Source organism: Planktothrix pseudagardhii (assembly GCF_904830925.1).
Lineage (GTDB): Bacteria > Cyanobacteriota > Cyanobacteriia > Cyanobacteriales > Microcoleaceae > Planktothrix > Planktothrix tepida.
The window spans coordinates 816,185-840,382 of sequence record NZ_LR882967.1; the positions used below are offsets into that span (position 1 = coordinate 816,185).

Annotated in this window: 17 protein-coding genes; 3 read left to right on the plus strand and 14 right to left on the minus strand. The window is 42.0% G+C overall.

From position 1 onward, the window contains the following. Nucleotide 1 precedes the first annotated feature (1 nt). The 14 genes from NMK36_RS03385 to NMK36_RS03450 form a co-directional block, all read right to left on the minus strand. Nucleotides 2–5,014 carry a PAS domain S-box protein gene (locus NMK36_RS03385; RefSeq protein WP_254172989.1) on the minus strand — a complete coding sequence of 1,671 codons (5,013 nt, stop codon included), beginning with the start codon at nt 5,012–5,014 and terminating at the stop codon, nt 2–4. 555 nt (nt 5,015–5,569) lie between these two features. Further along, nucleotides 5,570–6,199: a hypothetical protein gene (locus NMK36_RS03390; RefSeq protein ID WP_072720364.1), complete on the minus strand. Its 630-nt coding sequence runs from the start codon at nt 6,197–6,199 to the stop codon at nt 5,570–5,572. 67 nt (nt 6,200–6,266) lie between these two features. Next, on the minus strand, nt 6,267–7,319 hold the full coding sequence (locus NMK36_RS03395) for a protein-glutamate methylesterase/protein-glutamine glutaminase (RefSeq protein WP_072720363.1): 1,053 nt from the start codon (nt 7,317–7,319) through the stop codon (nt 6,267–6,269). Nucleotides 7,320–7,390: 71 nt separating this feature from the next. After that, nucleotides 7,391–8,245, minus strand: a complete 855-nt coding sequence (locus tag NMK36_RS03400) for a CheR family methyltransferase (protein WP_254172990.1) — start codon at nt 8,243–8,245, stop codon at nt 7,391–7,393. A gap of 233 nt (nt 8,246–8,478) precedes the next feature. Then, the gene (locus tag NMK36_RS03405; protein WP_254172991.1) at nt 8,479–10,560 is read right to left on the minus strand and encodes a HEAT repeat domain-containing protein; all 2,082 of its coding nucleotides are present in this window, start codon (nt 10,558–10,560) and stop codon (nt 8,479–8,481) included. A gap of 93 nt (nt 10,561–10,653) precedes the next feature. Then, nucleotides 10,654–11,400, minus strand: coding sequence for a HEAT repeat domain-containing protein (locus tag NMK36_RS03410; protein WP_254172992.1), 747 nt, complete (start codon nt 11,398–11,400; stop codon nt 10,654–10,656). 29 nt (nt 11,401–11,429) lie between these two features. Further along, nucleotides 11,430–12,542 carry an IS630 family transposase gene (locus NMK36_RS03415; protein ID WP_254172743.1) on the minus strand — a complete coding sequence of 371 codons (1,113 nt, stop codon included), beginning with the start codon at nt 12,540–12,542 and terminating at the stop codon, nt 11,430–11,432. Between the two features lie 44 nt (nt 12,543–12,586). After that, entirely contained in the window at nt 12,587–13,090 is a 504-nt protein-coding gene (locus NMK36_RS03420; RefSeq protein WP_254172993.1) for a PAS domain-containing protein, read from the minus strand. Nucleotides 13,091–13,304: 214 nt separating this feature from the next. Then, complete coding sequence (locus NMK36_RS03425; protein ID WP_254172994.1) at nt 13,305–15,389, minus strand: methyl-accepting chemotaxis protein; 2,085 nt, start codon at nt 15,387–15,389, stop codon at nt 13,305–13,307. Between the two features lie 155 nt (nt 15,390–15,544). Further along, entirely contained in the window at nt 15,545–16,000 is a 456-nt protein-coding gene (locus NMK36_RS03430) for a chemotaxis protein CheW (protein WP_254172995.1), read from the minus strand. Between the two features lie 45 nt (nt 16,001–16,045). Beyond that, on the minus strand, nt 16,046–18,175 hold the full coding sequence (locus tag NMK36_RS03435; RefSeq protein WP_254172996.1) for a chemotaxis protein CheA: 2,130 nt from the start codon (nt 18,173–18,175) through the stop codon (nt 16,046–16,048). An 85-nt stretch (nt 18,176–18,260) separates the two neighbouring features. Continuing rightward, nucleotides 18,261–18,680, minus strand: a complete 420-nt coding sequence (locus NMK36_RS03440) for a response regulator (protein ID WP_245824293.1) — start codon at nt 18,678–18,680, stop codon at nt 18,261–18,263. A gap of 375 nt (nt 18,681–19,055) precedes the next feature. Continuing rightward, nucleotides 19,056–19,988 carry an isoaspartyl peptidase/L-asparaginase gene (locus NMK36_RS03445; protein WP_254172997.1) on the minus strand — a complete coding sequence of 311 codons (933 nt, stop codon included), beginning with the start codon at nt 19,986–19,988 and terminating at the stop codon, nt 19,056–19,058. 33 nt (nt 19,989–20,021) lie between these two features. Then, nucleotides 20,022–20,195: a DUF2256 domain-containing protein gene (locus NMK36_RS03450; RefSeq protein WP_072720356.1), complete on the minus strand. Its 174-nt coding sequence runs from the start codon at nt 20,193–20,195 to the stop codon at nt 20,022–20,024. A gap of 47 nt (nt 20,196–20,242) precedes the next feature. Here NMK36_RS03450 and NMK36_RS03455 point away from each other — a divergent pair, with 47 nt between their 5' ends. From NMK36_RS03455 to NMK36_RS03465, 3 genes are all read left to right on the plus strand, one after another. After that, entirely contained in the window at nt 20,243–21,043 is an 801-nt protein-coding gene (locus NMK36_RS03455; RefSeq protein ID WP_072720355.1) for an RNA methyltransferase, read from the plus strand. A 126-nt stretch (nt 21,044–21,169) separates the two neighbouring features. Continuing rightward, nucleotides 21,170–22,684, plus strand: coding sequence for a serine hydrolase (locus NMK36_RS03460; RefSeq protein ID WP_072720354.1), 1,515 nt, complete (start codon nt 21,170–21,172; stop codon nt 22,682–22,684). A gap of 429 nt (nt 22,685–23,113) precedes the next feature. Further along, nucleotides 23,114–24,034, plus strand: a complete 921-nt coding sequence (locus NMK36_RS03465; RefSeq protein WP_254172698.1) for a transposase — start codon at nt 23,114–23,116, stop codon at nt 24,032–24,034. Nucleotides 24,035–24,198 lie beyond the last annotated feature (164 nt).

A 24,198-nucleotide genomic window follows, 5' to 3' on the forward strand; every position in this document is an offset into this window, starting at 1 on the left:
CTTACCCCTCAATCTTCGTAAGAATTGCGATCGCTTCGAGTTGGAAGTTATCAACTAAGGAAGTCATCGCCTCAATTAGAGGTTGATGTTTGGGTGGAATTTCCGCAATCAATTCTAGGATTTGATGATCATTGAGATCCAGTGCTGCCTCATGGACTTGAATAATCCATTCCGGGGGCATCACTTTTACCTCTTCTGGAGTCAAGTGCTTGGAATGCGACGGGGAAACTTCCGGTGTTACAACTTCAGCATAACGATACTCAATGCCCAAGTATTGGGCCATCTTCTGAAATAAAGTTTGTTCTCGGAAAGGCTTACTCATATAGTCATTACAACCCGCAGCCAGGGCGAGAGTGCGATCGCTTCGGGACGCCTGTGCAGTTAGGGCTATAATAATACTACTTTGGCCCTGTTCCATCGCCCGAATTTGCCGAGTCGCTTCGTATCCATCCAGAATTGGCATCCGAATATCCATCCAAGTCAGATCCGGTTGCCATTCCTGCCACAGTTGTACCGCTTCCTGTCCATTACACGCTTCCCGTACCTCGAATCCTAATTGTGTTAACAGTCTGACAATCAATAAACGATTTTCGGAGCGATCATCAACCACAAGAATCCGACGATGGGGTTGGTTGGGAGCTAATCCAATGATCAGGCACTCATTGTGTTCGCTTGCAATATCACCTCCATCACTCAGGCTCACCGGAAGAGTAAAACTAAAGGTCGTTCCCTTGCCTATTGTACTCCGAACCGCAATGTCTCCGCCCATCAGTCGCAAGAGTTTTCGGCTGATGGTTAATCCTAATCCTGTTCCACTCACAGCTTGTTTTCCGGCTTGAGCCTGCACAAAGGCATCAAAGATCGTATCCAGTTCTTCCGGTGCAATTCCGACCCCGGTATCAATCACAGCCAACTGAAGAATCCAGCACGGACTCGATTTTTCTTCAGGACTAAGCTCACCCCTAACTTGTAAGGTAATACTGCCATGATGGGTAAATTTAATCGCATTACCCAACAGGTTAATTAAAACTTGACGCAATTTTTGAGCATCCGCTCTAATAAACTGAGGCACATCGGGAGCAATATCAAAATAAAGATCAAGTCCTTTAGAACTGGCTCGTTCTGCCAACATATTCCGAAGAGAATGCAGCAACGCAATTAAGTCAAAATCACTTTCTTCCAAGGTGCAGTGTCCCGATTCAATTTTGGAGAGATCCAAAACATCATTAATCAGATTCAAAAGATGATCGCCACTGCGTCGAATGGTTTGTAGATCTTCTTGCTGGTTAGGGGTTAAAGAGGAGTCATGGGACATTACTTGAGCAAATCCCAAGATTACATTCAGGGGAGTACGAAGTTCGTGGCTCATATTAGCAAGAAAAATACTTTTGGCAAGATTAGCTTGTTCTGCGGCTTCCATCGCCTGTCTCAGGGCAATTTCTTTTTGTTTGCGATCGCTAATATCTTTATGAGTTCCAATCATGCGGATGGGCTGACCCTGAGCATTATAAGCCACAACTTTCCCATAGTTGGCAATCCATTTCCACTCCCCCGATTTACACCGAAAACGATAGTCCAAGGCATAAGGAACAGAACTATCTTTTAAATGAGCATTCAAACACTCCGAAGCCCAGGATCGATCATCGGGATGAATCATCTCAACCCAGAGATTAAAATCCATCTGTAACTCACCCGCTTGGTAGCCCAGCATTTCCTGATAGCAAGGACTTAAATAAATATCTCCCTGTTCAATATTCCAATCCCAGAGTCCATCTCCAGACGCTTCTAGGGCCAGTTGCAACCGTTCTTCACTCAGATGTAAAGCGGTTTCAGCTTGGTGTTGTTGGGTGACATCGATGGCGACTCCCCCAATCAGGATTTGTCCCGATGCGTCAGGAATGGGAAATTTATAGACGAGGAAGTCACCAAGGCTACCATCGGCACGGGGTGCGATCTCAATCGTTTTGAGCACCTCACGGGTTCGACTAACGGTTAAGATATTGTCCAAAAATTGTTGGGCAATGTTAGTGGGATAGATTTCAAAGATGGTTTTACCGAGAAGATCTTCAGTCGGTAACTGGAAACTGTGACAATAGGTTTGGCTGATATAGAGGATCAAGCCATCCATATCAGTAATCCAGGCTGGAGCCGGACTATGATTCATAAAAGCTTGAAACCGAGCTTCACTTTCCCGAAGGGCTTGTTCTGCTTGTTGACGTTCGGCTTCAATTCGCTTTTGCTCAGTGATATCTCGATTACTGATTCGTAGGCCGAGACAGTGGGACATTTGACTTAAAACAGGTTGACAAGTGTGGGAAATCCAGCGAATTTCACCCGAACGGGTCATAATCCGAAACTCGGCAAATTCCACCCCAGAATGGTCATTACAAATATGGTTATCTAGGGTTGGGAAATCATCAGGATAAATAATTTCACTGATGAGATTAGGATTGGCGATAAACTCGTCCCGTGAAAAACCCGTGATCCGTTCACAGGAGGGAGAGGTATAGATAAACTGACCTTTTGTATCGAGCCAATATTCCCAATCGTAGGTAAAATCGATCGCTGTGCGGAATTTTTCCTCACTCTCGCGCAAGGCAGCTTCTGCTTCCTGTCTGGCGGTAATATCACGCAAGAACACGGTAAAGATAATCTCACCCTTGAGATTGAGGTTAGAAATGGAGGCTTCGGCCGGAAATTCTGACCCGTCTTTGCGTCGCCCAAAGATGCCTCCTCGCTCTGACATGGGCCTGGCATACCCTCCGATTTTGGCATAATCAGCAAGATGTTGATGATGAACCTTTGCAAAGCGCTCCGGTATCAACAGCGCCAGGGGTTTCCCTAATATTTCCTCAGCTTGATAACCAAAAATTTGTTCTGCTCCTTTGTTAAATAACGTAATTTTTTGATGGTGATTCACTGAAATAATGGCGTCATTGGCAATTTCTAAGATTCCCGCAAACCGAGCTTGGGAGATTTGGAGGTCAATTTCCGCTTGTTTGCGTTTACTGATATCTCGACAAATACAAAAGTGGATCACCTCCCCTTCTAAAGTGACGCGACTGTAACTAATTTCGACATCGTATTCAGAACCATCTTTACGGCGATGTCGGGTTTCAAATAGAGGAATAAAATTGGGGTTTTTGAGTATTTTCTGTAACTCTTCTTTTGTCCATTGGGCATCCCAATCCACTACATTTAAACTCAGGGTTTCTTCTAAGGTATAACCTATCATCTCAGCAAAACGAGGACTCGATTGGATTGCATCTCCTTGGTTATTCATCACGACAATGCCATCTAATGAAGTATTAAACAAAGTTTTTGTTCGCACCAGTTCTTTTTCTAACTTGAGTTCTGCTTGTTTGCGTTCTGCTTCAAGTCGGGCTTTTTCGCTAATATCTTTCATAAAGCAATAATGCCCCAACAATTGATGCTGTTCGTCATAGTTAGCAATCATGACTAATTGTTTATAAATAATTGAACCATCCTTGCGAATTCCGGTGGCTTCTACTTCAACTCTTCCTGCTTTTAGCATCTGCTCATAGGCTGCAATAAGTTTCTCTAAATCATCAGGATGTACCGTTTTTTGCCATAACATTCCAATCATTTCTTCCGGTTCATAACCGGTGATTTGAGCGTAGGTTTTATTGACATAAAGATAACGACCTTGGGCATCCAGTTTAGAAATCCCTGATACGGCATTTTCCATCACCTCGCTCATTTCTTGTTGTTCAGCTTCAGCTTGTTTGAGTTTGGTAATATCAATAAAGGTAATTCCAATTTGTTTAAGTTTATTCTGATGATCAAATTCTGGAAAACCATTGACTAAAACCCAAACTAAATTCGGTTTACCACTATTAATTCCCAGGACATAATTTTTGAAAGAAGTTTGAGTTGATAAGACTCGATTAATGGGATATTCTTCGATGGGAATCCGGGTTCCATCTTCCCGAACAAAATGCCATGCAGGATCAATAGCAGTTTTTCCCATCATTTGCTCAATGGTGAGTCCTAATAAATCACAAGCGGTTGCATTACACAACAGAATCTTAGTATCGGGAGCATGAATGACGAACCCGGCATTTAAGTTATTAATCAGTTGTCGATACCGAAGTTCGCTTTCATGGAGGGATTCTTGGGCTTGTTTGCTTTCGGTAATATTTCGAGCAATTTTGGAAGCACCAATAATATTTCCGGCTTTATCTTTCAGGGGAGAAATCGTAATGGAAACATCAATAAAAGTTCCATCTTTCCTGAGTCGTTTGGTATCGTAATGTTTAATACTTTCTCCTCGGAGAATACGGTGCAGAATTTCCTGTTCTTCGGCGTAATATTCTGGGGGAATCAATTTTTTAATCGATTGTCCAAGGATTTCATCGGCTGTGTAACCAAAAACTTGTTCGGCTCCGTGATTCCAACTTCTAATCATACTATTTAAGTCTTTACTAATAATTGCATCTTCTGAGGATTCAACAATGGCAGCCAGTTGAGTCTGAGCTATTTCTGCCTGTTGTCTATGTTCTAATTCCTGTTGCAGTTGCTGGTTGGTTATCTTTAATTGATGAATTTGAGACTGATTGATTCCAATCAGATAAACCACTAATAAACATAACCCAATTAACGTTAAGCCTCCGATGAGAACCACAACAGGTAAAGGGCTAGTTGCTTGTTTTGTAGAGGCAACCACCATTTGCCAGTCAGCACCATAGGCTCTGACAATAACTGTTTTTTGCAAGGTGGAGTTAGAAGGAAATCCGGCTTGACGATAAATTGATTCAGTTCCATCATAAATCGCTACTTTATAACCGGGTGGCACATTCAAAGTGCTATCAAATAGAGTTTGGAAGTGAAAAACTCCGACAATAAATCCATCAAAGCGATAGCCTTCGGCTGGGCGGAGCCCATCGCCAATGAAGAGAGGTACAGTAGCCAGCACACCTAATAACAACGGTAACACTTTTTTCCAGGGTGTTTGGCTGAGAATTTTAATCAAGTTAAGCTGAATTATAGCCATAAGCTGCCTACGAAAACAGGGAGCAGGGAGCACAGGGGGAGGGGGAAACAAGTTGTAGGGTGCCTAAGCCAAAAGCCCACGCCCCATTAGTCAAGCGTCAAACCTCAACTGTCCATTCTTCGTAAGCTCAATCCCAACAGTTCAGAGCGGTTTTGAGAAATTATACTCACCCCGAAGAACAACAACATTGAAAGGGAAAGGAACGCTTAAAAAGGACAATAAAGGCTATCAATGAATTAAGCAAAAAAATGCACTGTTTTAAAGAAAATCTTATTAAACTTATTAAAATCGCTGAATTAATTTTACTATGAATCATGGAAATTCGCCAAGCTGAAGAGAAATTAGCGGTAATATAAGGTTTAACCCCATGCAGCTTCATCAAAGGAATCCCCTGATGTTGGCCAAATTTGAGCCATCTATATGGGGTTCAAGTTCCGTCCTGATTCGGCTCTAGGGTGCCAATGGATTCAGGACTAGAAAAGAAGAAGCTCAAAGGATTATTACTCGGCTCAAAAAACGGGACAATCAATGAAACGCTCTTGTTTCCTATTGCCATTAGGGATTAGGAATTGCTAAGTCAATAGAGGCTTCAATTCCTTTAATTAAACAAGATAAAGGAATCACTCCAGACACAAAAACTAAAGAACCTCGAACCGAATTATGATAGAATTGGAAGGTGGTATCCACCATTAATACATAACGGACTTCATTTTTTCCCATCATTAAAGATTTGACTAAATCAGGTAAGGGTTCAATTTGGAAAGTTGGAATCGAGAAAGTAAACTGACTCCCCATTAAAGTTCCCAACATATTAATATAGGAATTTAAGAGAATATTCCCAGCTTCCATTAAAACTTCACAGGAAGAAACATTCAAATGTAAATTATAATCTTCTTGATCGGGTCGCAGTAAGTTTGTGAGTTTGACCGCAAAAGAATAGTTTAAAAGTAAGAGTGCATCTCCACTCATTGTCCCTTTAAACATTTGATGAACGCTGACAATATCTTCATTGAACTGGTTGGGTAATTCGGTCATTAATTTACTCAACGGAGATAAAGAAACCTCCGCAACCTTCATCGTCACATCAGACCCAATTAATTGTGATAATGCCGTTGCTGTTCTCCGAGAAAGAACAATTTTCATAAATTCAGATAAGGCTATTTTTTGCTTTTCGGTGAGTAACATTTTTACACCTATTGAGGGTTAATCAAGGATTAAAATTAAAGGTTAATTTTGGGGTTATCAAGAACAATCATAAAACGTCTAAAATTGCCTGTGCAATTCCATTGAGAGGATAAGAATGATCACTTAACCCTGATTCCTCTACAGAACGTGGCATTCCATAGACAATACAAGTTTCTTCAGACTCAGTAAATATTAAACCTCCATGAGATTTTATCCATGCTGCACCCTGTTTTCCATCGGAACCCATTCCGGTCATCACAATTCCTAAAAGCCGATTACCATAAACTTCTGCGGCTGATTGAAACATAACATCCACCGAGGGACGATGAGGCATATCAAAGGGTTGTGCAGCCAGACGGGTGACAACAGAATTCCCTTCCCGTTTAAAGGTTAAATGACGTCCCGCAGGGGCAATAAAAACCATTCCTGGATGGAGAATTTCTCCATCACCCGCTTCAACCACTTTCAATGCGGATAATTGATCTAATCGTTCTGCATACATTTTCGTATAACCAATGGGCATATGTAAAACAATTGCAATTGGAACCGGAAAATTACTGGGTAATTGAGGAATCAAAAATGCTAAAGCTTGGGGGCCACCTGTGGAAATTCCAATTGTAATTAAATCAATTGTACCGGGTTTAAACACCGGTTGAGCCGGAATTAATCCCGAAGTTAATGACCCTAAAGCTGGAACCGGAAGACGCTTTAAAGGGACATTCGCAGCAGCTTTCACTTTATCAATTAATTCCTCAGCTAATTCATACATTTTTTCCGTCGCTAAAGCCGTAGGTTTATGTACAAAATCAACAGCCCCTGCGTCTAAAGCTGCTAATACTAATTCTCCTCCTTCATTGGCAATACTCACAATAATCACCGGAATCGGATGTCGTTTCATTTGTCTTTTGAGAAACTCTACCCCATCAACTTTAGGCATTAATAAATCCAAGGTAATCACATCAATTTCATTCGGTGTCCGTTCTAATCTTTCTAAAGCTTCTTCCCCATCATGGGCTGTTCCCACAACTTCTATAAAAGGGCTACGAGACAGCATTTGTTTAATAACTTTACGAACATAAGCAGAATCATCAACCACTAAAACGCGAATAATTTTATTCATGACTTTTTATCCTTTTTTTATTACAATAGGGGAATCAATAAATTAGACTCAAATCCAGCACAATTGCTCCTTTAATGTTTAACATATATAAATGCTCCTTCAATGTCTTCCAATTCAAAATTAGTTTTCAGTTTTAAGAGAGACTCAGAAGCACTCAGAAACAAATAAGAGGGTTTAAACATTCGTTCATAGAAATAATTAACAGTTTGGCGGATAGAAGTATCGGAAAAGTAAATAAAAACATTCCGACAAAAAACAAAATGAGCTTGAGCTAAATATTGAATTTCAGACTCCTTCAATAAATTATTAACTGACCAATGAACTCGGCGATGAATCTGAGGAGAAACCCGCCATCCATCTGCTTCAGCCGTAAAATATTTCTGCTTCAAAGCTTCAGGGAAGCTGCGAAATGAATATTGTCGATATAATCCCATTTTAGCCTTATCAATTGCCTTAGAAGAAGCATCACTAGCCCAAATTTCAATCGGAACTCGTTCAAACCAACCCGCTTCATTCAAGGCGATCGCAATTGTTAATGGTTCTTCTCCAGTGGAACAAGCCGCACTCCAAATCCGCAGGGGTTGACAAGGATAAGAGAGACTATAAAACTGCTCTAAATACTGAGGAATTAACACCTCAATCAAAACCTTGATTTGATCATACTCTCGCCAGAAATAGGTTTCGGGGACACTTAAACTATTAATCACTTGTTGCCATTCTTCATCCGCTTTAGGATCATATTTCAGCAAATAATAATAGTCTAAAAACGAGTCTAACCCATTTTCAAACACGCGATTAGATAACTTATCCGCCAACATATTTTGCTTAGAACTCGTATAAAATAATCCTGTTCGTTCATGGATTAGATCTCGCAAAATAATAAAAATATTATCGCTTAAATTCAGGGGTTCTGGAGAAAATCGCATATGAGTAATCAGTTATCAGTCATCAGTTATCAGTCATCAGTTATCAGTCATCAGTTATCAGTCATCAGTTATCAGTCATCAGTTATCAGTAATTAGTCAACAGTTAGGACATAAACTGATGAGCGCAAGCCTAAACTTGTGTTTCTATGAACTTCCCAATTAAGTTTTTCCTGGCTATAACTGAAAACTAAAAATTAATGGCTGATGACTGATAACTGATAACTGATAACTGACTATTGATGCAATCCTTTTTGAGCCGCCCGACGAACTGCCGCAGAAGGATCATTACGAGCTAATATCCCCAACTGTTCAGTACAGGAGCGATTTCCCAAATAAACCAAAGCATTAACCGCCGATAAACGGACACTTTGATCCTGGTCGTTCAATGCACTGATTAAAATTTCCGAAGCAAAAGGATGTTTGAGGCGTTTCAACACTTCAACAACAGTACACCGGACAGCCGGATGGAGATGGGTTAACCCTTGGCTAATACCTTCAATATAGTCCTGTTTCTGGCTGGAATGCTCCAAATTTCGAGAAGCCAACGCCATAATACAAGCTTCCCGACTGCTGGGATCTACGGACAATTCCAACAAAGCAGCAATCGCTTCTGGGGTTCCCATCCGAGATAGGGATTCAATCGCAGCTTGAACCACTTTTTCCTCTGGATCAGCGGCTGCCATCCATTGTAAAGCAACTCCGGCCTCTTCTCCTCCCCGTTCCCGAAACGCATGAAGGGCATCTAAACGCCGTTCTGCATTGGTAGAATTCAACGCCATTAACAAAGGCGCAACAGCGTCGGTACTGTTAATCCGTCCCAAAGCCATTACCGCCGCCCGGGCAATGTCCCCATCTCCGACCTCCAGTCCCACTAATGTCGTTAACAGAGGAATTGCTTTTTCCTCACCGATGTGGCCTAAAGCCGAGGTAGCAGCAGCCCGAACTGGATAGGCAGAATCTTGGTTGACAAGCTGTTGTAGAATCTCAAAGACCTGTTTAAGGGATTCTGCCTCCGACTCTGATAACAGATTAAATTCCAAACGCCCAATTGAACGAGCCGCTTGATACCGCACCCAGGAATCATTATCCTGTAAAGCATTCAATAAAAGGGGTAAAGCTTGATTCACTTCGATATCCCCCAAAGCATGGGCCGCCGCCGCCCGCACAGAAGGAACCTCTTGGGTTAACGCTCGGACTAAATAGGGAAGAACCCGTTCATCCTCCAGGTAAGGCAAATGTTCAATGGCAGCCCGTCGTATTTTTTCTTCAGGATCATGGGTACAGTTAAATAAAGCTTCAATGCACTCTCCAAAAGCAAAATACCCTGCGATTTTGACGGCTGACTCCCGAATCAGGGGATTGGGGTGAGTTAGTAACTGTAGAATCCGTTGCGGTAGGGCGGGATGGCCCAGGGAATTGAGAGCCGCAATCGCGCCTAAACGCACGGCGGAATCAGAATGTCCTAAGAGATCTAATAATGCTTCAAAAGCTCGCCCATCGCCGATTTGAGCTAAGGCAGCCGTTGTCACCATAACTAATTCCGAGTCGGCACTGAGTAAATCGGTTAAGGCCGGAACAGCTTGATTACTCCCAATGCGACCGAGGGCTGTAATGGCAGCTTTACGAGTTTCGACATCAGGAACATCAAGTTGAGCAATTAATAACGGAGTTACGCTACTCCCAAAGCGAACTAAGGCTTCAATAATGGATTCTCGCAGTTGAGGATAACTTAACAGTCTGGCTAAGGCGGTGGCAACGTTCTCTCCTTCTAACCATCCCAAAATTAATGCAATCCCCTGGAGTTCTTCAGGATTAGCCTGTTGAATCGTATCCAGTAGGTTTTGAGTTCCCACCTCTGTTACCGCACGACGGGTCAGGTCAGCAATAAATTTTCCTTCCCCAAATTCAGTTTGATAGCGTTGATAAATTTTAGCCAGGGCGATGACTAAACTATTCGCTCTCACGGGGGAGTTGGCTATATCAGTTTTGTTCAGCCCCTGGGCGATAGGAGTAACCACATCAGCAGAGCCCAATTCTCCTAACACCTCAGCCACTTGATCGCCTAATAGCTCATCATCTAATAAGGAAACAATGCGACAACCAATAGTCGAGTCTCCAATTTTCATCAACGCTTCCAAGGCGGGAAAGGCGAGGAAAAAGTCTCCAGATTGGGTGATTTCGACTAATTTATCGACGGCTTCTGTTGCCCGTAGGTGTCCCAAGGATTCAATGGTATGATACCGAACATTAATATCAACATCATCCAAAGCTTGAATTAAAGCCGGAATAAGTAGGTAGGCTCTATAAAACGCCACTATGTAAACGATTGTAAACCGCTCTAACGCTCTGTAATGGTTGATCGAGGCTTCTTTACATATTGTTACATGGTATAGCTTAATCCTGCCTACCTACTTAGCTCTGGGGTCATGGCGTTCTCCGAGGGCTAAGGCGGTGTAAATGCGTAGTTCTGGATCGGGATCGGCTAAACATTCCACTAAGGAGGGAATTGGATCGATATGACTGAGAACTAAAACCTGAAGCACACTATTGAGAATGTCGGGGTTACGGTGTTGTTCACGAAGCAAGCGTAACAAATCCTGGGTTAAGTTAGGATCGTCTTGCATTGCTAGGCTATCGACGGCTTCCCGACGTACCCGCCAATTCAAAGTTTTTTGAAGTAAAGGCATTAAACGTCCTGCAATTGAGAGATCACCAATTTGCATTAGAGCATCTAAGGCGGGAAAGGCTAAGAAAAAGTCTTGAGATTGAGCAATTTCGAGTAAGGGATCAATGGCTTCTCTCGCTTTTAAACGTCCTAATGCTTCAATGGCATGATAACGAACATTTTTATCCGTATCGGCTAAAGCCAAAACTAAGGCAGGAATGGCGCGAATATCATCCCGTTGTCCCAAGGTTTGGGTTGCATAAATCCGCAGTTCTGGATCAGGGTCATGCAAACATTCAATTAAGGCGGGAATTAAATCCACCCGACTCAAGGCTAAAACTTGAATCACACTATTGACAATGGTGGCATTTCGATGTTCTTGGCGCAGAAGTTGTAATAATTCTGTGGTAATTTCTGGGTTATGACTGGCTGTTAATCGCTCTACTACTTCCCTTCGGACTTGCCAACTACTATCTTGTAGGGCATTCATAAAGTCTGTGGTATTAAGCTGTTGTGTATTTAAACTGTGATTATAGCATTACCTTTGTTTTTAAGTTTACGTCCCCATTTAATAGATAACTGTCCTTCATTTAAAAGCTGATGTAATAAACACTCTAGCTCATCAACTGATTTAAAGAGTCGATGAGCTATATATTCTTTAGCTGAATGCCAGACTAATTCAATTAAATTATAATCTGGACTATATGCTGGAAGAAATTCTAAATAGACATTCGGCATTTCTGCTTTAATTTTTTCTAGGTACTCTTCTTTTTTGTGAAAACTTGCATTGTCAAGAATAATCAGGATCTTAGCTCCTTTTTCTACAAATTCTTCTGCTTGATTTCCCGCTAATACCCATTCATAAATTAGCTCTTGATAAAAACTTTTTAACACTTGATAAAAATTATCTGCATTTCCTTTATCCAGAAATTCTACAAATCTTTTTTTATCCGAGTACCTCAATCCTCCCATCACATTAACTCTTCCTTTCCTCCTGTCTCCTCTAATCTGTTTCCTCTTCCCTTTTTTACACCAATTCTTTCTTTTTATCACTCTTAAATTAAATCCACTTTCATCCCAAAACCATACCTGTAATTGTTCTGGACTTTCTTTTGCTATTTTCAAATATTCTTCTATTTTATCTTTAAATAATTTTCTTTTTTCTGGATCTCTTTTCTCTTCTAAGCTATACTTTGCCCACAAATAAACATACTTTTTTTCCTTTAATATCTTTCTCACTTGTGAACTACTTAATTTGATTCCTGTGATTTGTTCTAAATAAGTTGCCAATCTTTCTCCTGTCCATCTCCCAAATTCATATCCTAATTCTTCCGGTTCTTTTTCTACTGTTTCTAATAATATCTCTATATATTTGTCTGTGGCTTTTCTATAATTTCCTTTCATTCTTTCATCTTTTAGGCTTTCTAATTTGTCAGGGTCTCCATGTACACACCAATAACATACTTTGTTTAATGAGCAGCCCAAAAACTTGGCAATTTCACTTTGCTTTTTACCATCATTTAGCAATAATAAAATCAAGATTCTTTCTCGGATTTGTCCATTTTCTTCCTCTTTCAATCTTTTCTGTAGTTTCTCTACTTGCTTTTCATTTAAATGATTTTTAGCAGGCATCTTTTGATTGATTTTTCTAAACTTGGTTTTTCATTATACCCTATTTAGATGCTTAACAGCTTAGCATACAGGCCTTTATTGAGATCATCGGATATGGAAAACATTAAATTCCGCTCTTGAGCCTCGGCGTCAGAGGAAACTACTTCGGAGGAAATGATTTCCCGACGATAATGTTGAGCCAGATCAATTTCTCGCTCCCGTCGCACCGTGACATCCTCAAGGGTGACAATGGTTCCGACGATGGTTGTTTTCTCGCGTAAGGGCGTAATTGTAACGCGCTGCTGCATATACTGGAAGTGCTTGGAGTTCGCCGGAGGGGGACAGGGAATTAAGTATTGATGGAACGCAGGTGCAAGGGTTTCAATGACTCCTTGGGTAATCACCCGTTGAAATCGCTCCAGTAAACCCCGTTGTTCCAAATCAGGAATCAGATCGGTAATTTTTTGTCCACAACTCTGTGCCGCAGTAATTCCCGTGAGTTCGATTAATCGAGAATCCCAAGAACGAATCGTTAAATTGATATCAGTTGTAAAAATACCAATAGCCATAATCAGTTATCAGTTATCAGTTATCAGTTATCAGTTGACAGTTATCAGTTATCAGTTGACAGTTATCAGTTGACAGTTATCAGTTGAGACAATCCTTCATCACTCATCAATACCTCCTGTTATTAACTAATTATTCATTCCCTAACATCCAATTGATTAATACTAACCCTCAACTGATAACTGATTAGTGATGATGCGGATACTTGATAACTGATTAAATGAGGGTTTGAACACTTTCGAGGAGGGTTGTGGCAGCAGTCATAATAATCTTGCTGCTTTGTCGGTGGCGTTCACTAATTTGTCCTATATTTTCTATGCCTTGCAGTGTCTCACTTAAAACAGCAGAATGTTCTACATTGGAACTGCGAATTAACTTAATTTGTTGGGTGATGCTTTGAATCGCCCCCGTCATCTCTTGAATGGCTTTTGACTGTTCCCTCATGGCTTTCGCCAGTTGCTCCGACTGTATCCGCATATTATCAACGGCTTGGGTTGTTTGAGATGCCATTGTGGCTTGTTCAGTCATGTCTTTGCTAACACTATTAATCAAGCTGCCCAGTCGTTCGGCTTCTTTAGAGATTTGCTCCCCGGCTACGGACTGTTCTGCAATGGCTCGTGAAGTGGTCATGACTCCCCGCCTCATGGACTCTACCGCTTGCATAATTTGGGATGCCCCTTTATTTTGCTCAAAAGTCGCTTTACGGACTTGTCCGGCTAAATTCGTGGTATTTTGAGCCGCTTTAATCACATCACGGGCAGCACGAGCTTGTTCATTCATTGCTTGGGTGACTTGTTTAGCAATTTGCTGCATCTGTCGGGTAGAAACCACAATTCCTTGGGTGGTTTTAGATTGTTCAATGGTGGCTTTGGCAACTTCTCGTGCTTGGTTGGCGGTGGTATTAATTGAATTAACAACGGTTTGACCCGCAATCATTTGTTCCTCGGAGGCGACGGTAATTTGACTAACTAATTGAGTGGTTTTTTCAATCCCCGATAGGATTTTTTTTAATCCTCCTAATCCTTCTTCGGCTAGACTCCCACTATCTTCAGCTACCCTTAAACCTTCATTAGACGTGTTAACTGCATCCTGGGCAACCTGTTGTAAGGCTTTAATAATCGAGGCAATGTCGGAAGTGGCTTGGGCTGCGCGATCAGCTAAATTACGAATTTCTTCGGCAACAACGGCAAATCCCCGTCCGGCATCCCCTGCCCTAGCTGCTTCTATTGAAGCATTTAAAGAGAGCAAATTGGTACGTTCTGAGATTAAGTTAATCGTATCGACAATACTACTAATTTCGTTCGTGCGTTTGCCCATATCTCGAATCACGTCGGAAGATTTAACCATTGATTCCCGTACCCGACTTAACCCTTGAATCGCTTTTTCCACGGTTTTACCGCCCACTTCGGCATCCTGCATGACTCGACGGGTAATTTCATCGGCTTGTTGGGTCAGGGTGGTAATCGAACGAATGGATCGATCTAACTGTTCGGCGGATGTAGCTGCACTGGTGGCGGCTTCGGTAATTCGTTCTCCATTTTGAGCGACACCTACAACAGATTGCGCCATTTCTTCGATTGACGTTGAAACTTGTTCAACGGTAGAAGCTAAATTTTCTGTGGTAGCAGTCACTTCTTCAATGGAAGCTGCCATTTCGTTAATTGAAGCGGTGGTTTCTTCGGAGGCGGCCGTTAAATCATCGGCATTTTGAGCAACCCCGCCAATGGAACTGGTCATTTCTTCAATGGAAGCGGCGGTTTCGTTGACGGCGGCTGCTAGGTTTTCTGTGTCCAAACTGACACTTTTAATCGATGCAGCCACTTGTACCATTGATGCGGTGACTTGAGACGCTGAAGTTGCCATTTCTTGAGCACTATTGGCAACATTATGGGTAGAAACACTGCTTTGTTGAACGGACGTTGAGGTTTGTCTAATGGCCGTTGCCAGTTCGGCACTACTCGCGGTTACTTGTTCGATGGACGCTGCCATTTCATTAATAGAAGACACCAATTCTTCCCCGGAAACAGCAACGGATTGAGCTTGGGTTGCCGTATGTTTTAATGAGGTTGTTAGGGTCTGAATTTGGCTACTACTTTCTTCTGCTAGGCGAGTTTGGGATTTCATCCCCTCTGAAAGATGTTCTACTGTTTGTACAATATCTTTGGTTTTAATCAGGATTTGCTGATTTTGTTCTCGTAGCTGTTGAACAATCAACTCAGGTGCGTTTTTATCAGGAACTTCAGAGAAGTTTTTTTGATGATTTTTATAATTTTTTTGTTGCTTATTATTGACTTTAGCCATTATTTTCTCCTTTATTAGTTATCAGTCATCAGTTAACAGTTATCAGTTATAAGTTGTCAGTTATCAAGTATCCGCATCATCAGTTATCAGTTGAGGTAAAAACAGGGGATAACACATTTCTACACAGATAATAGATTAGTATTAACTGATAACTGTTAACTGACAACTGATAACTGATTGATCAGTAATTGTTCAACATTGAGGAGCAGGATAACTCGTTGTCCTAAAGTGGCAATTCCCGCTAAATATCGACCGCTTAAATTAGAGATTCCTTCGGGTGGGGGTTGAATAGTTTGCTCTGGGATTGCGATAAATTCCCTAGCCGTATCTACAATTAATCCAACGGTACGATGATGGGAATGAATCACAATTAAACGAGTTCGTAGATTATAAGAGGTTTTCTCCAGTCCAAATCGGACTCGTAAATTAATGGCGGGAATCACTTGTCCCCTAGAAAAAACAACTCCCTCCACAAAAGGTAAAGTGTTAGGAACGGGGGTAATTTGTTCAATCATTTCCATTTGCTGCACAATTTGAGAGGGAATGCCAAAGGTTGTGTCAGCCAGTTCAAATAAAATATAGGGTTGAGTTGAAGTTAAAACGTCTGACATTGGAGTTAGAGTCTAAGGTTGACAGTTGACGGTTGACGGTTAAGGTCAACCAAACGTGGCAAGTCGGACTAAAGCACCCACATCTAAAATTAAAACCACCCGGCGATCTCCAAGTTCTGTTGCGCCAGCTATTCCTGTCACTTGGACAAAGGGATCGGTTAACGGTGTCACCACGATTTCGCGTAGTCCCGTCACCCGATCAACGACTAAAGCCACGGTATTTTCTCCACTTCCTACCACGATCATCATTAAGGATGACGGTTCTAGGGAACACAAGGCTGGGTCTGACTGGGGATAGGTCGCAGAAAGAGGGAAAATTGAGGCTAGACGGATCACGGGTAAAACCGTGTTGCGATAGCTGACAATTTCGTTCTTCTCAAAAGAAATAATTTGGGATGTCGAAACTTCTAGCACTTCCAGCACCGCCGCTTGGGGAATGGCAAAGGTTTGTTGGGATACAGAAATAATCAAAGCATCTGTAATTGCTAAGGTGAGGGGAAGTTGAATCGTAAATCGAGTTCCTTGACCTTTATGGGTATCTAAACTCAGGAACCCCCCTAACTCCTGAACCGTATTTTTAACAATTGACATTCCCACCCCCCGTCCCGACACTAAATCCACTTCATTTTTGGTGGAAAATCCGGCACTGCACAGAATATCTAATAACGCCATCATATTATATTGGTCGGGCTTTCCGGCTTCCCCATATTTGTTTTCGAGCAGAGAAACAAAGGATCGAGTTTCAGTGAGTTGGGTCTGGGTCGTGACTCGTTCAATAACCGTTTCAACATCAACACCGCGACCATCATCTTCAATTTCAATCACGACGGTTTCCCCAGAGGTTGTTGCCCGCAGTTTGAGGGTTCCCTGGGGAGGTTTCCCGGCTTCAAGACGCTCTTGGGGAGATTCAATTCCATGACTGACGGCATTTCGCACCAGATGTAATAGGGGGTCAAGCATTCGTTCGACAACGAATTTATCAATTTCGGTTTCCTGTCCACTCATTTCCAGAGTGACTTGTTTTTCACTGGCCCGAACTAAATCCCGAACGACAAATTGCATCCGAGCAAAAATCTCACCAATGGGAACTAAACGAACTTGCATCACCCCTTGGCGCAGATCTCGTAATTGTCGTTCTAGCATTAAGTTAATTTCTTGTAAGGCTCGAATTTGAGGGGAGGGAAGATAGGACGTGATGGATTTGAAATGATCCTCTAAACGGGCACGACTCATGACCAAATCCCCCACCATTCGCATCAAATCATCCAGTTTGGGTAAATCTACACGCACCACATTTGAGGAGGGGGAAAGGGGCAGGGGGGAAGGGGAGAGGGGGGGAAGGGGAGAAGGGGGGAGTGGGAGCGGGGGAGGGGGGGGAATTGTGTGATCTTCTTTGGGTGGGGTCGTCTCCTGGTCTGCTGTTTCCGGTTTCCTTCCTTTTAAGTAAAGCTGCCAGGTTAAGCCCGGTTGCTCGGTTTCTGGAAAGGGAATTTCTGGCAAAGTGGTGGCGAGGATGAAATCAAATAGAATTTTGTTGCCCTCACTCATGCGAGGTGCAGTATAAATTAATTGACCGAAGGTTTGTAAGTGTTCTCGAATCGTATTAACTCGGATTCCCTGTTCTGAGAGTTGGGTACTCGGTGAGAATACAAAGTGCCAAAGCGTTTCGCCGTTGTTAATTGCTATGTTGAATGTTTCTTGTTCTTGGGGTTTGAGTTTGAATTCTACCGGGGTAACCAGGCCAGATAAGGGGTTTTCGACGTTTTCGTTAGGAATAACCGCCCTCAGTTGGGTGCTAATGTCGGTAATATCGGGGGGTGGGGCTTGAGTTCGGTGACAAGTGATCACTTGTTCGAGAAGTTTTGTTCCCGCAATTAAAGCATCAAATCCTTCAGAAGATAGAGCTATTTTTTGATCCCGTAAGACTCGTAAATAGTTTTCCATTTGATGGGCTAATTCTTCCGCCAGCCCCACTCCGACCATTCCTGATAATCCTTTGATGGAATGGAAACAACGAAATAATTCATTGAGATGAGAACGCTCAATCTGTGATTGATTAATCCAGGATTCTAGGGTTAGAAGTTCTCGTCTAATGACGGCTAAATGTTCTTCGCATTCTGCAAAATAATCTTCTAGGAAATCCTCGAAAAAATTTTTGTTAGGCGGATTGGACACAATGGAAGTTTCCTCGCAAGAATGATATTAATATTTCTCATTAAAACAAGAATTTGGGTTTAATTGACTCAGAAGTAAAACCCCTTCACACTGAAACTGAAGTTAGTAACTGGCGAATTTCACTCGCTAAGAATTTAGGTTGAAAGGGTTTGGTTAAATAACAAGCTGCACCTGCTGCAATGGCTTCACTCCGACTATTTTCATCACCCTTGGTCGTCAGAATCACAATCGGTGTATCGTGATAACTGGGATGCCCTAAAACAAATTTTAGAACTTCTAACCCGTGCATATCGGGCATATTCAAATCCAATATCATCAGATCAAAGGGAGCCACTTCAAGTTGTTCAATTGCTTCTAAACCATTCCCCGCTTCACTAAAACTAACATCAGTTAAATCTCGCAAAGACGCGATTACCATTTTTCGCATCGTTGCTGAATCATCAACCACTAAAATCCGTCTCATAATCCACACTCCTTGAGCGGATAAGGCAAGAATAGTTTGCATTCCTATACTCGTTTATTAACAGAATAGATGTAGAGCTTGATATTTTGACAATCCCCAATAAGTACAGAGGGAATAGCTCGATCTTTTCATGATCTCTTCAGGGTGATGTTAAAGGATTCTTAAGATCAATCAAAGGACACTATTGCTTGCGGGTAAATCAATTAATTTCTGCACTCTATCCTGCCAGGAATAAACGGGCATAGTAATTCGCAAAATAATCACACCTGAATTATAAATCATCCTCTTCTAGGAATTATGAATTGTGTTTGAAAAGTTAACAGAACTAGGTGTTGGCTGTTGACTGTTCATAGAGGAATGGGGAGTCAGAAGTTAAGGATTTCCCCTCCGCTTCCCCTTTTCTCCCCCGACTTCCTATCAAGAAATCCCAGAAAACACTTGAGTTCCTTGAGGTGCTTCCAGGCTATCACCTCTATTTTGACCGTCGTGAAAGGCAGCTAGAATCACATCACAGGTTTTTCCCCAAGCGATCGCACCCGTTGCATCAATGCCAATGGCCCCAAAATCCCGTTGACGATCATGAGCTTCTGCAAAGGATTTGTCAAAGGCGGCTTTTAAGGTTTGACCATCCGTGACCCGCGTTACAATTTTGGCGGCTAAACATTCATCAAGAATATCTTCCCCAATTCCGGTACAACTCACCCCCGCTTGATCCGTAGCATAATTTCCCGCCGGAGTCGCCGAGTCACTCACCCGACCAATACGTTCAAACCCTTTTCCTCCCGTTGAGGTTCCAGCGGCTAATTGGCCATTTTGATCCAAGGCGACAACCCCAATGGTTCCGGTTCCCGCCGATTCGGAGACGACATTGGCCATACTGCGTTTAAAATTATCTTTACGGTCTTCTAACCATTCTTGTAATCGTTGATCCGTGAGGGGATTATACAGGGGAAGTTGCAGTTCCCGTGCTAATTCAGCCGCACCATAATCGGATAAAACGTGATCCGAGGCGTTTTGTAAGAAAACGGCTAAATCGATAGGATTTTTGACCCGTGAAACGTTAATCACGCCACTAAAGCGTTTTAAGGTTCCATCCATTAAGGAAGCACTCATGCGGATTTGGCCATCGGACTGTAAAACGGAACCTGTACCCGCATTAAATCGGGGATCATCTTCGAGGAGTTGACAGCCCCGTACCACCGCTTCTTTAGCACTAGCTCCTGTCAGCAGTAAGGCGTAGACTTCATCAATGACTTGATACAGGGATTTACGAACGGCTTCTAACCCTCCTTTCCCTTGGAGAGAACTGCCAGCACCACCATGAATAATCAGTTTAGGTTGAACCACCATGAATGTATTGTAAAGTGAACAAAGATCGGGGTGTTATTGGGGGTGTTCTATCTCTGGGGTAGAAGAAGAACGACGGCGACGGCAGCGTTCAGAACAATATTTGACTTCATCCCAACAGTTCGCCCATTTTTTTCGCCAGGTAAAGGGGCGATCGCAAACAGGACAAATCTTCGTCGGTAAGTCGGATTTGGATGGCACGCGCACCATGCTAAGTTATTGGAGTTGCTTGAATCTCGGATGATCATATCATTTCCATGTCACAGACCGTTTCTGAGAACACCCGATTAACTTTCATCCGCATTGTGTTAGTTGAACCCGCCGGAGCGTTAAATGTGGGTTCGGTTGCACGGGTGATGAAAAATATGGGATTAGAGCAATTAATATTAGTCAATCCCCATTGTGATCCCCTGGGGGATGAAGCCAAAAGAATGGCTGTTCATGCGGTTGATATTTTAGAACAGGCCATTATTGTTTCGTCTCTACCCGAAGCCTTAACCGGATGTCAACGCGCGATCGCAACAACAGCCCGATCTCGATCCCAAGCGTTACCCACTGATTTAGAAGATCCCAGAACGGTTTTACCTTGGTTATTAGATTGTCCTTCAGCTTTAATTTTTGGCCCAGAAGATCGAGGTTTAAATAATGATGAATTGAGTTATGCTCAACGATTTCTCCGCATTCCTTCGAGTTCCTGTTATCCGTCTTTAAATTTAGCTCAATCTGTTGGGGTGTGTTGTTATGAATTACGATATTTAGCGTTAGAAATCCAACCGACTCCAGCACAGGGGATGGAACACCCCAACCCTTCGACCGTTCCCTTAGAGGTCTTAGAAGGATATTATCAACAGTTGGAAACCTTGTTACTTCGGGTTGGATATTTGTATCCCCATACCAGCAATAGCCGCATGAAAAAATTCCGGCGTTTGTTTAATCGTGCTAATTTAACGGGGGAAGAAGTCACAATGTTACGCGGTATCCTCAGTCAAGTCGAATGGGCAATAAACTGTAACAATTTTGTTGCAATTGATGATACCCTAAAAGCGTCGCCCGATTAAGTTTAAACAGACCCCCCTTTCCTTGACTAATGAGTTAGAGGAGAGGGGATGGCTCATCATCAGGTCGGGTGGAAAATGATTGCATCGTCTTAAAAACAGTCTTAAAATCCTAGTCAGGTGTTAGGTGTGGCTCAACGATCTCCGCGTCAGTCGTTCTTCTCAAAACTTTCTTCTTCTAACTCTGGCTCTGCGTCCTCTGGGCCAAAGTCCCGCAATGACAATTCATCGAAATCACAGCCTCGACGCCGTTCTCGTCGTTCAACTCCTCCTCAACCTCAACCGGTTCCTCGTCGGGATCGCTCACCAGAATCCCGTCAGAACGTTGATCCCAGCCGTTTAGAGTCTTTTGAACCCCTGGTTTCTCAACTACGACAACAACCTCCTAGGCGACCCAAATCTCGTCAAACCCGATCTCAACCGGGTAAACGGCCACGCCAGAAAGTGACCCTGGCTTCTATTTTATCGTTTCTGAAGCCTCCGATATCGGGGTCGCAACGATCTCGGCGTCTTCCAAGGGATCGAGTCGCGACAACTTCGGTTGGTACACCCAGGGATCAATCTGTAAAACGAATACGGAAAAAACGTCGGGTGTCTCCGATGGTTTATGCAACTCGTTTGTTGATTTTGGGGATTGGCATTGGTGTGATTTCAGGGACGATTCTTTCAATTTTAAATGCGTTGGGACGTTCGAGTGCAGAAGCGAATCAAACCATTAATTTAACTTTAGAACAACAACAAAACCCTAATTCCAACCCGTCTAACACTCAGGTTCAACCGTTACAACTAACTCAAGAAGCGGCGGATTTAAAAACAGCAATTCTGGCTTTAGCTCAGGATTCACCTAAGTTAAAACCGGGGGTATTTCTGGTTGATTTAGATACGGGAAATTATGTTGATATTTCAGGAGAAACCCCCATTCCTGCTGCCAGTACCATTAAAGTGCCAATTTTAGTTTCATTTTTTCAAGCCGTTGATGAAGGTAGAATTCGCCTGGATGAAATTTTGACAATGGAGGAAAAACATATTGCGAAAGGGTCTGGAGAACTCCAAGATAAACCTGTTGGTAGTAAATTTACGGCTTTAGAAACGGCTACTTTAATGATTACTAATAGTGATAATACGGCTACCAATATGATTATTGATCGTTTGGGCGGTATTGAATCCCTAAATCAACAATTTGTATCCTGGCAATTAAAACAAACTCAAATGCAAAATATCCTGCCTGATTTGGAAGGAACCAATAAAACCAGTAGCAAAGATTTAGTAACATTAATGGCAGAAATCAATCAAGGGAAGTTGGTGTCTGTGAAATCCCGTGATTTTATGTTACGAATTATGCAGCAAACTCGTAATCGTTCTTTATTACCCAGTGGTTTAGGAGAGGGTGCGTTTATTGCTCATAAAACAGGCAATATTGACACGGTTTCTGGGGATATTGGGTTAGTTGATATGCCAAATGGGAAACGATATTTAGTTGGGGTTTTAGTTCAACGAGAAGCGGATGATCCCCAAGCCGAAGAATTGATTCGTCAAATTTCTTCTACGATTTATCAATATTTTGATAGCTCTACTAACCCTGTTCCTAATTCTGATTCCTCACCTGCTCCCGATGAAGTTCAAAGCCAAGATGATCAACAATAAACCGTAGGGTGTTTAAGCGCAGCGCACGCACCCCTAAATTGTTGACTCACAAACAATAATATTGTCTCAAAACAGCAATAAATTTAAACGAAACCCCGGTCAGATCTTCTCACTGGATAATTCTGTAGGAATATTCCTCAATTCTACAGGTTTTTCAAGGCGATAAATTTCAACCTAAGAATTGCCAAAATTATTGTGATAAATGATCGCATATCAGAGATAAAATTCATTAGTTATTATTAAAGTGACTGAAAAAGCTTATGAATCCGTTACTTTTGGAGAAGCCGGCACAGGAGTGCTAGAGATTCCAAAAGTAGCGAGAGAGGGTATTTGAAGATTTTCGGAGATGTCTATTCTATTAGACATCTCCAAAATAGAAAAAAGGAGGGGTAAAAAGATGATAAAATTAAATTTTACCCCGGATTAGAGATGAGTAAATTAAGAGACTATCTGGACAAGAATCCCCAGCAAGCAAAAAGGCTATTAGGGATGGAATATGAACAGATGATAGAACTCATTCAAGCTGCGGAGTTATTAGAAGAAGAAAAACGACAGGAAAAAGAAAAAACTAAAATCAGGTTGATTAAAGCAGGTGGGGGTCGTCGGCAGAAATTATCTGTGGAGGAACAAATCTTACTGACTCTAATTTATCTGCATCAAATGCCCACATTTCAAATGTTAGGGTTACAGTTTGAAGTCAGTGAATCAACAGCGAATGATATTTTCCATAACTGGATAAAAATCTTGAGAGAATTACTACCAGCGAGTTTGCTAGAGCAAGTAAAAAAAAACGAGAGTGATTGGGAGTGGGTAGAAAAAATTCTGGTGGAATTTGAGTTAGTAGTAGATAGCTATGAACAGCCCAGGGAAAGACCAACAGACAATGAAGAGCAGAAAAAATATTACTCAGGAAAGAAAAAGACACATACCTTTAAAAATCAAGTCATTGTCATGCCAAATGGAAAAGAAATAGTGGATGTAGCTGTGGGTTATACCGGAGCAACAAGTGATCTGAAATTGTGGAGAGAAAGAAGCCAGGAATTGGGGAATAATCAAAAATACAGAGGGGATAAAGCTTATGTAGGAGAAACAGCAATTAATACACCACATAAGAAACCGAGGAATCAAGAGATATCGGCTGAAAAGCAAGAAGAAAATCGATTAAAAGCTAAACAAAGGATTGTAGTCGAACATTTAATAAGACTGATAAAAATTTATCGAGTTGCTTCAGAAAGATTTCGGTTAAAGAGGCAAAATTATGAAGCAATAATCTTGACAGTATGTGGATTAATAAGATGGCGAATAGGAGCGATTGTATTACCATCTAAGAATTGCCCAGAATTCTTTTGAGAAATGATTGCATATCAGAGATAAAATTCATTAGTTATTATTAATGTGACTGAAAAAGCCTATGAATCCGTTACTTTTGGAGAAGCCGGCACAGGAGTGCTAGAGATTCCAAAAGTAGCGATAGAGGGCATTTGGAGATTTTCGGAGATGTCTATTAGGAAAGT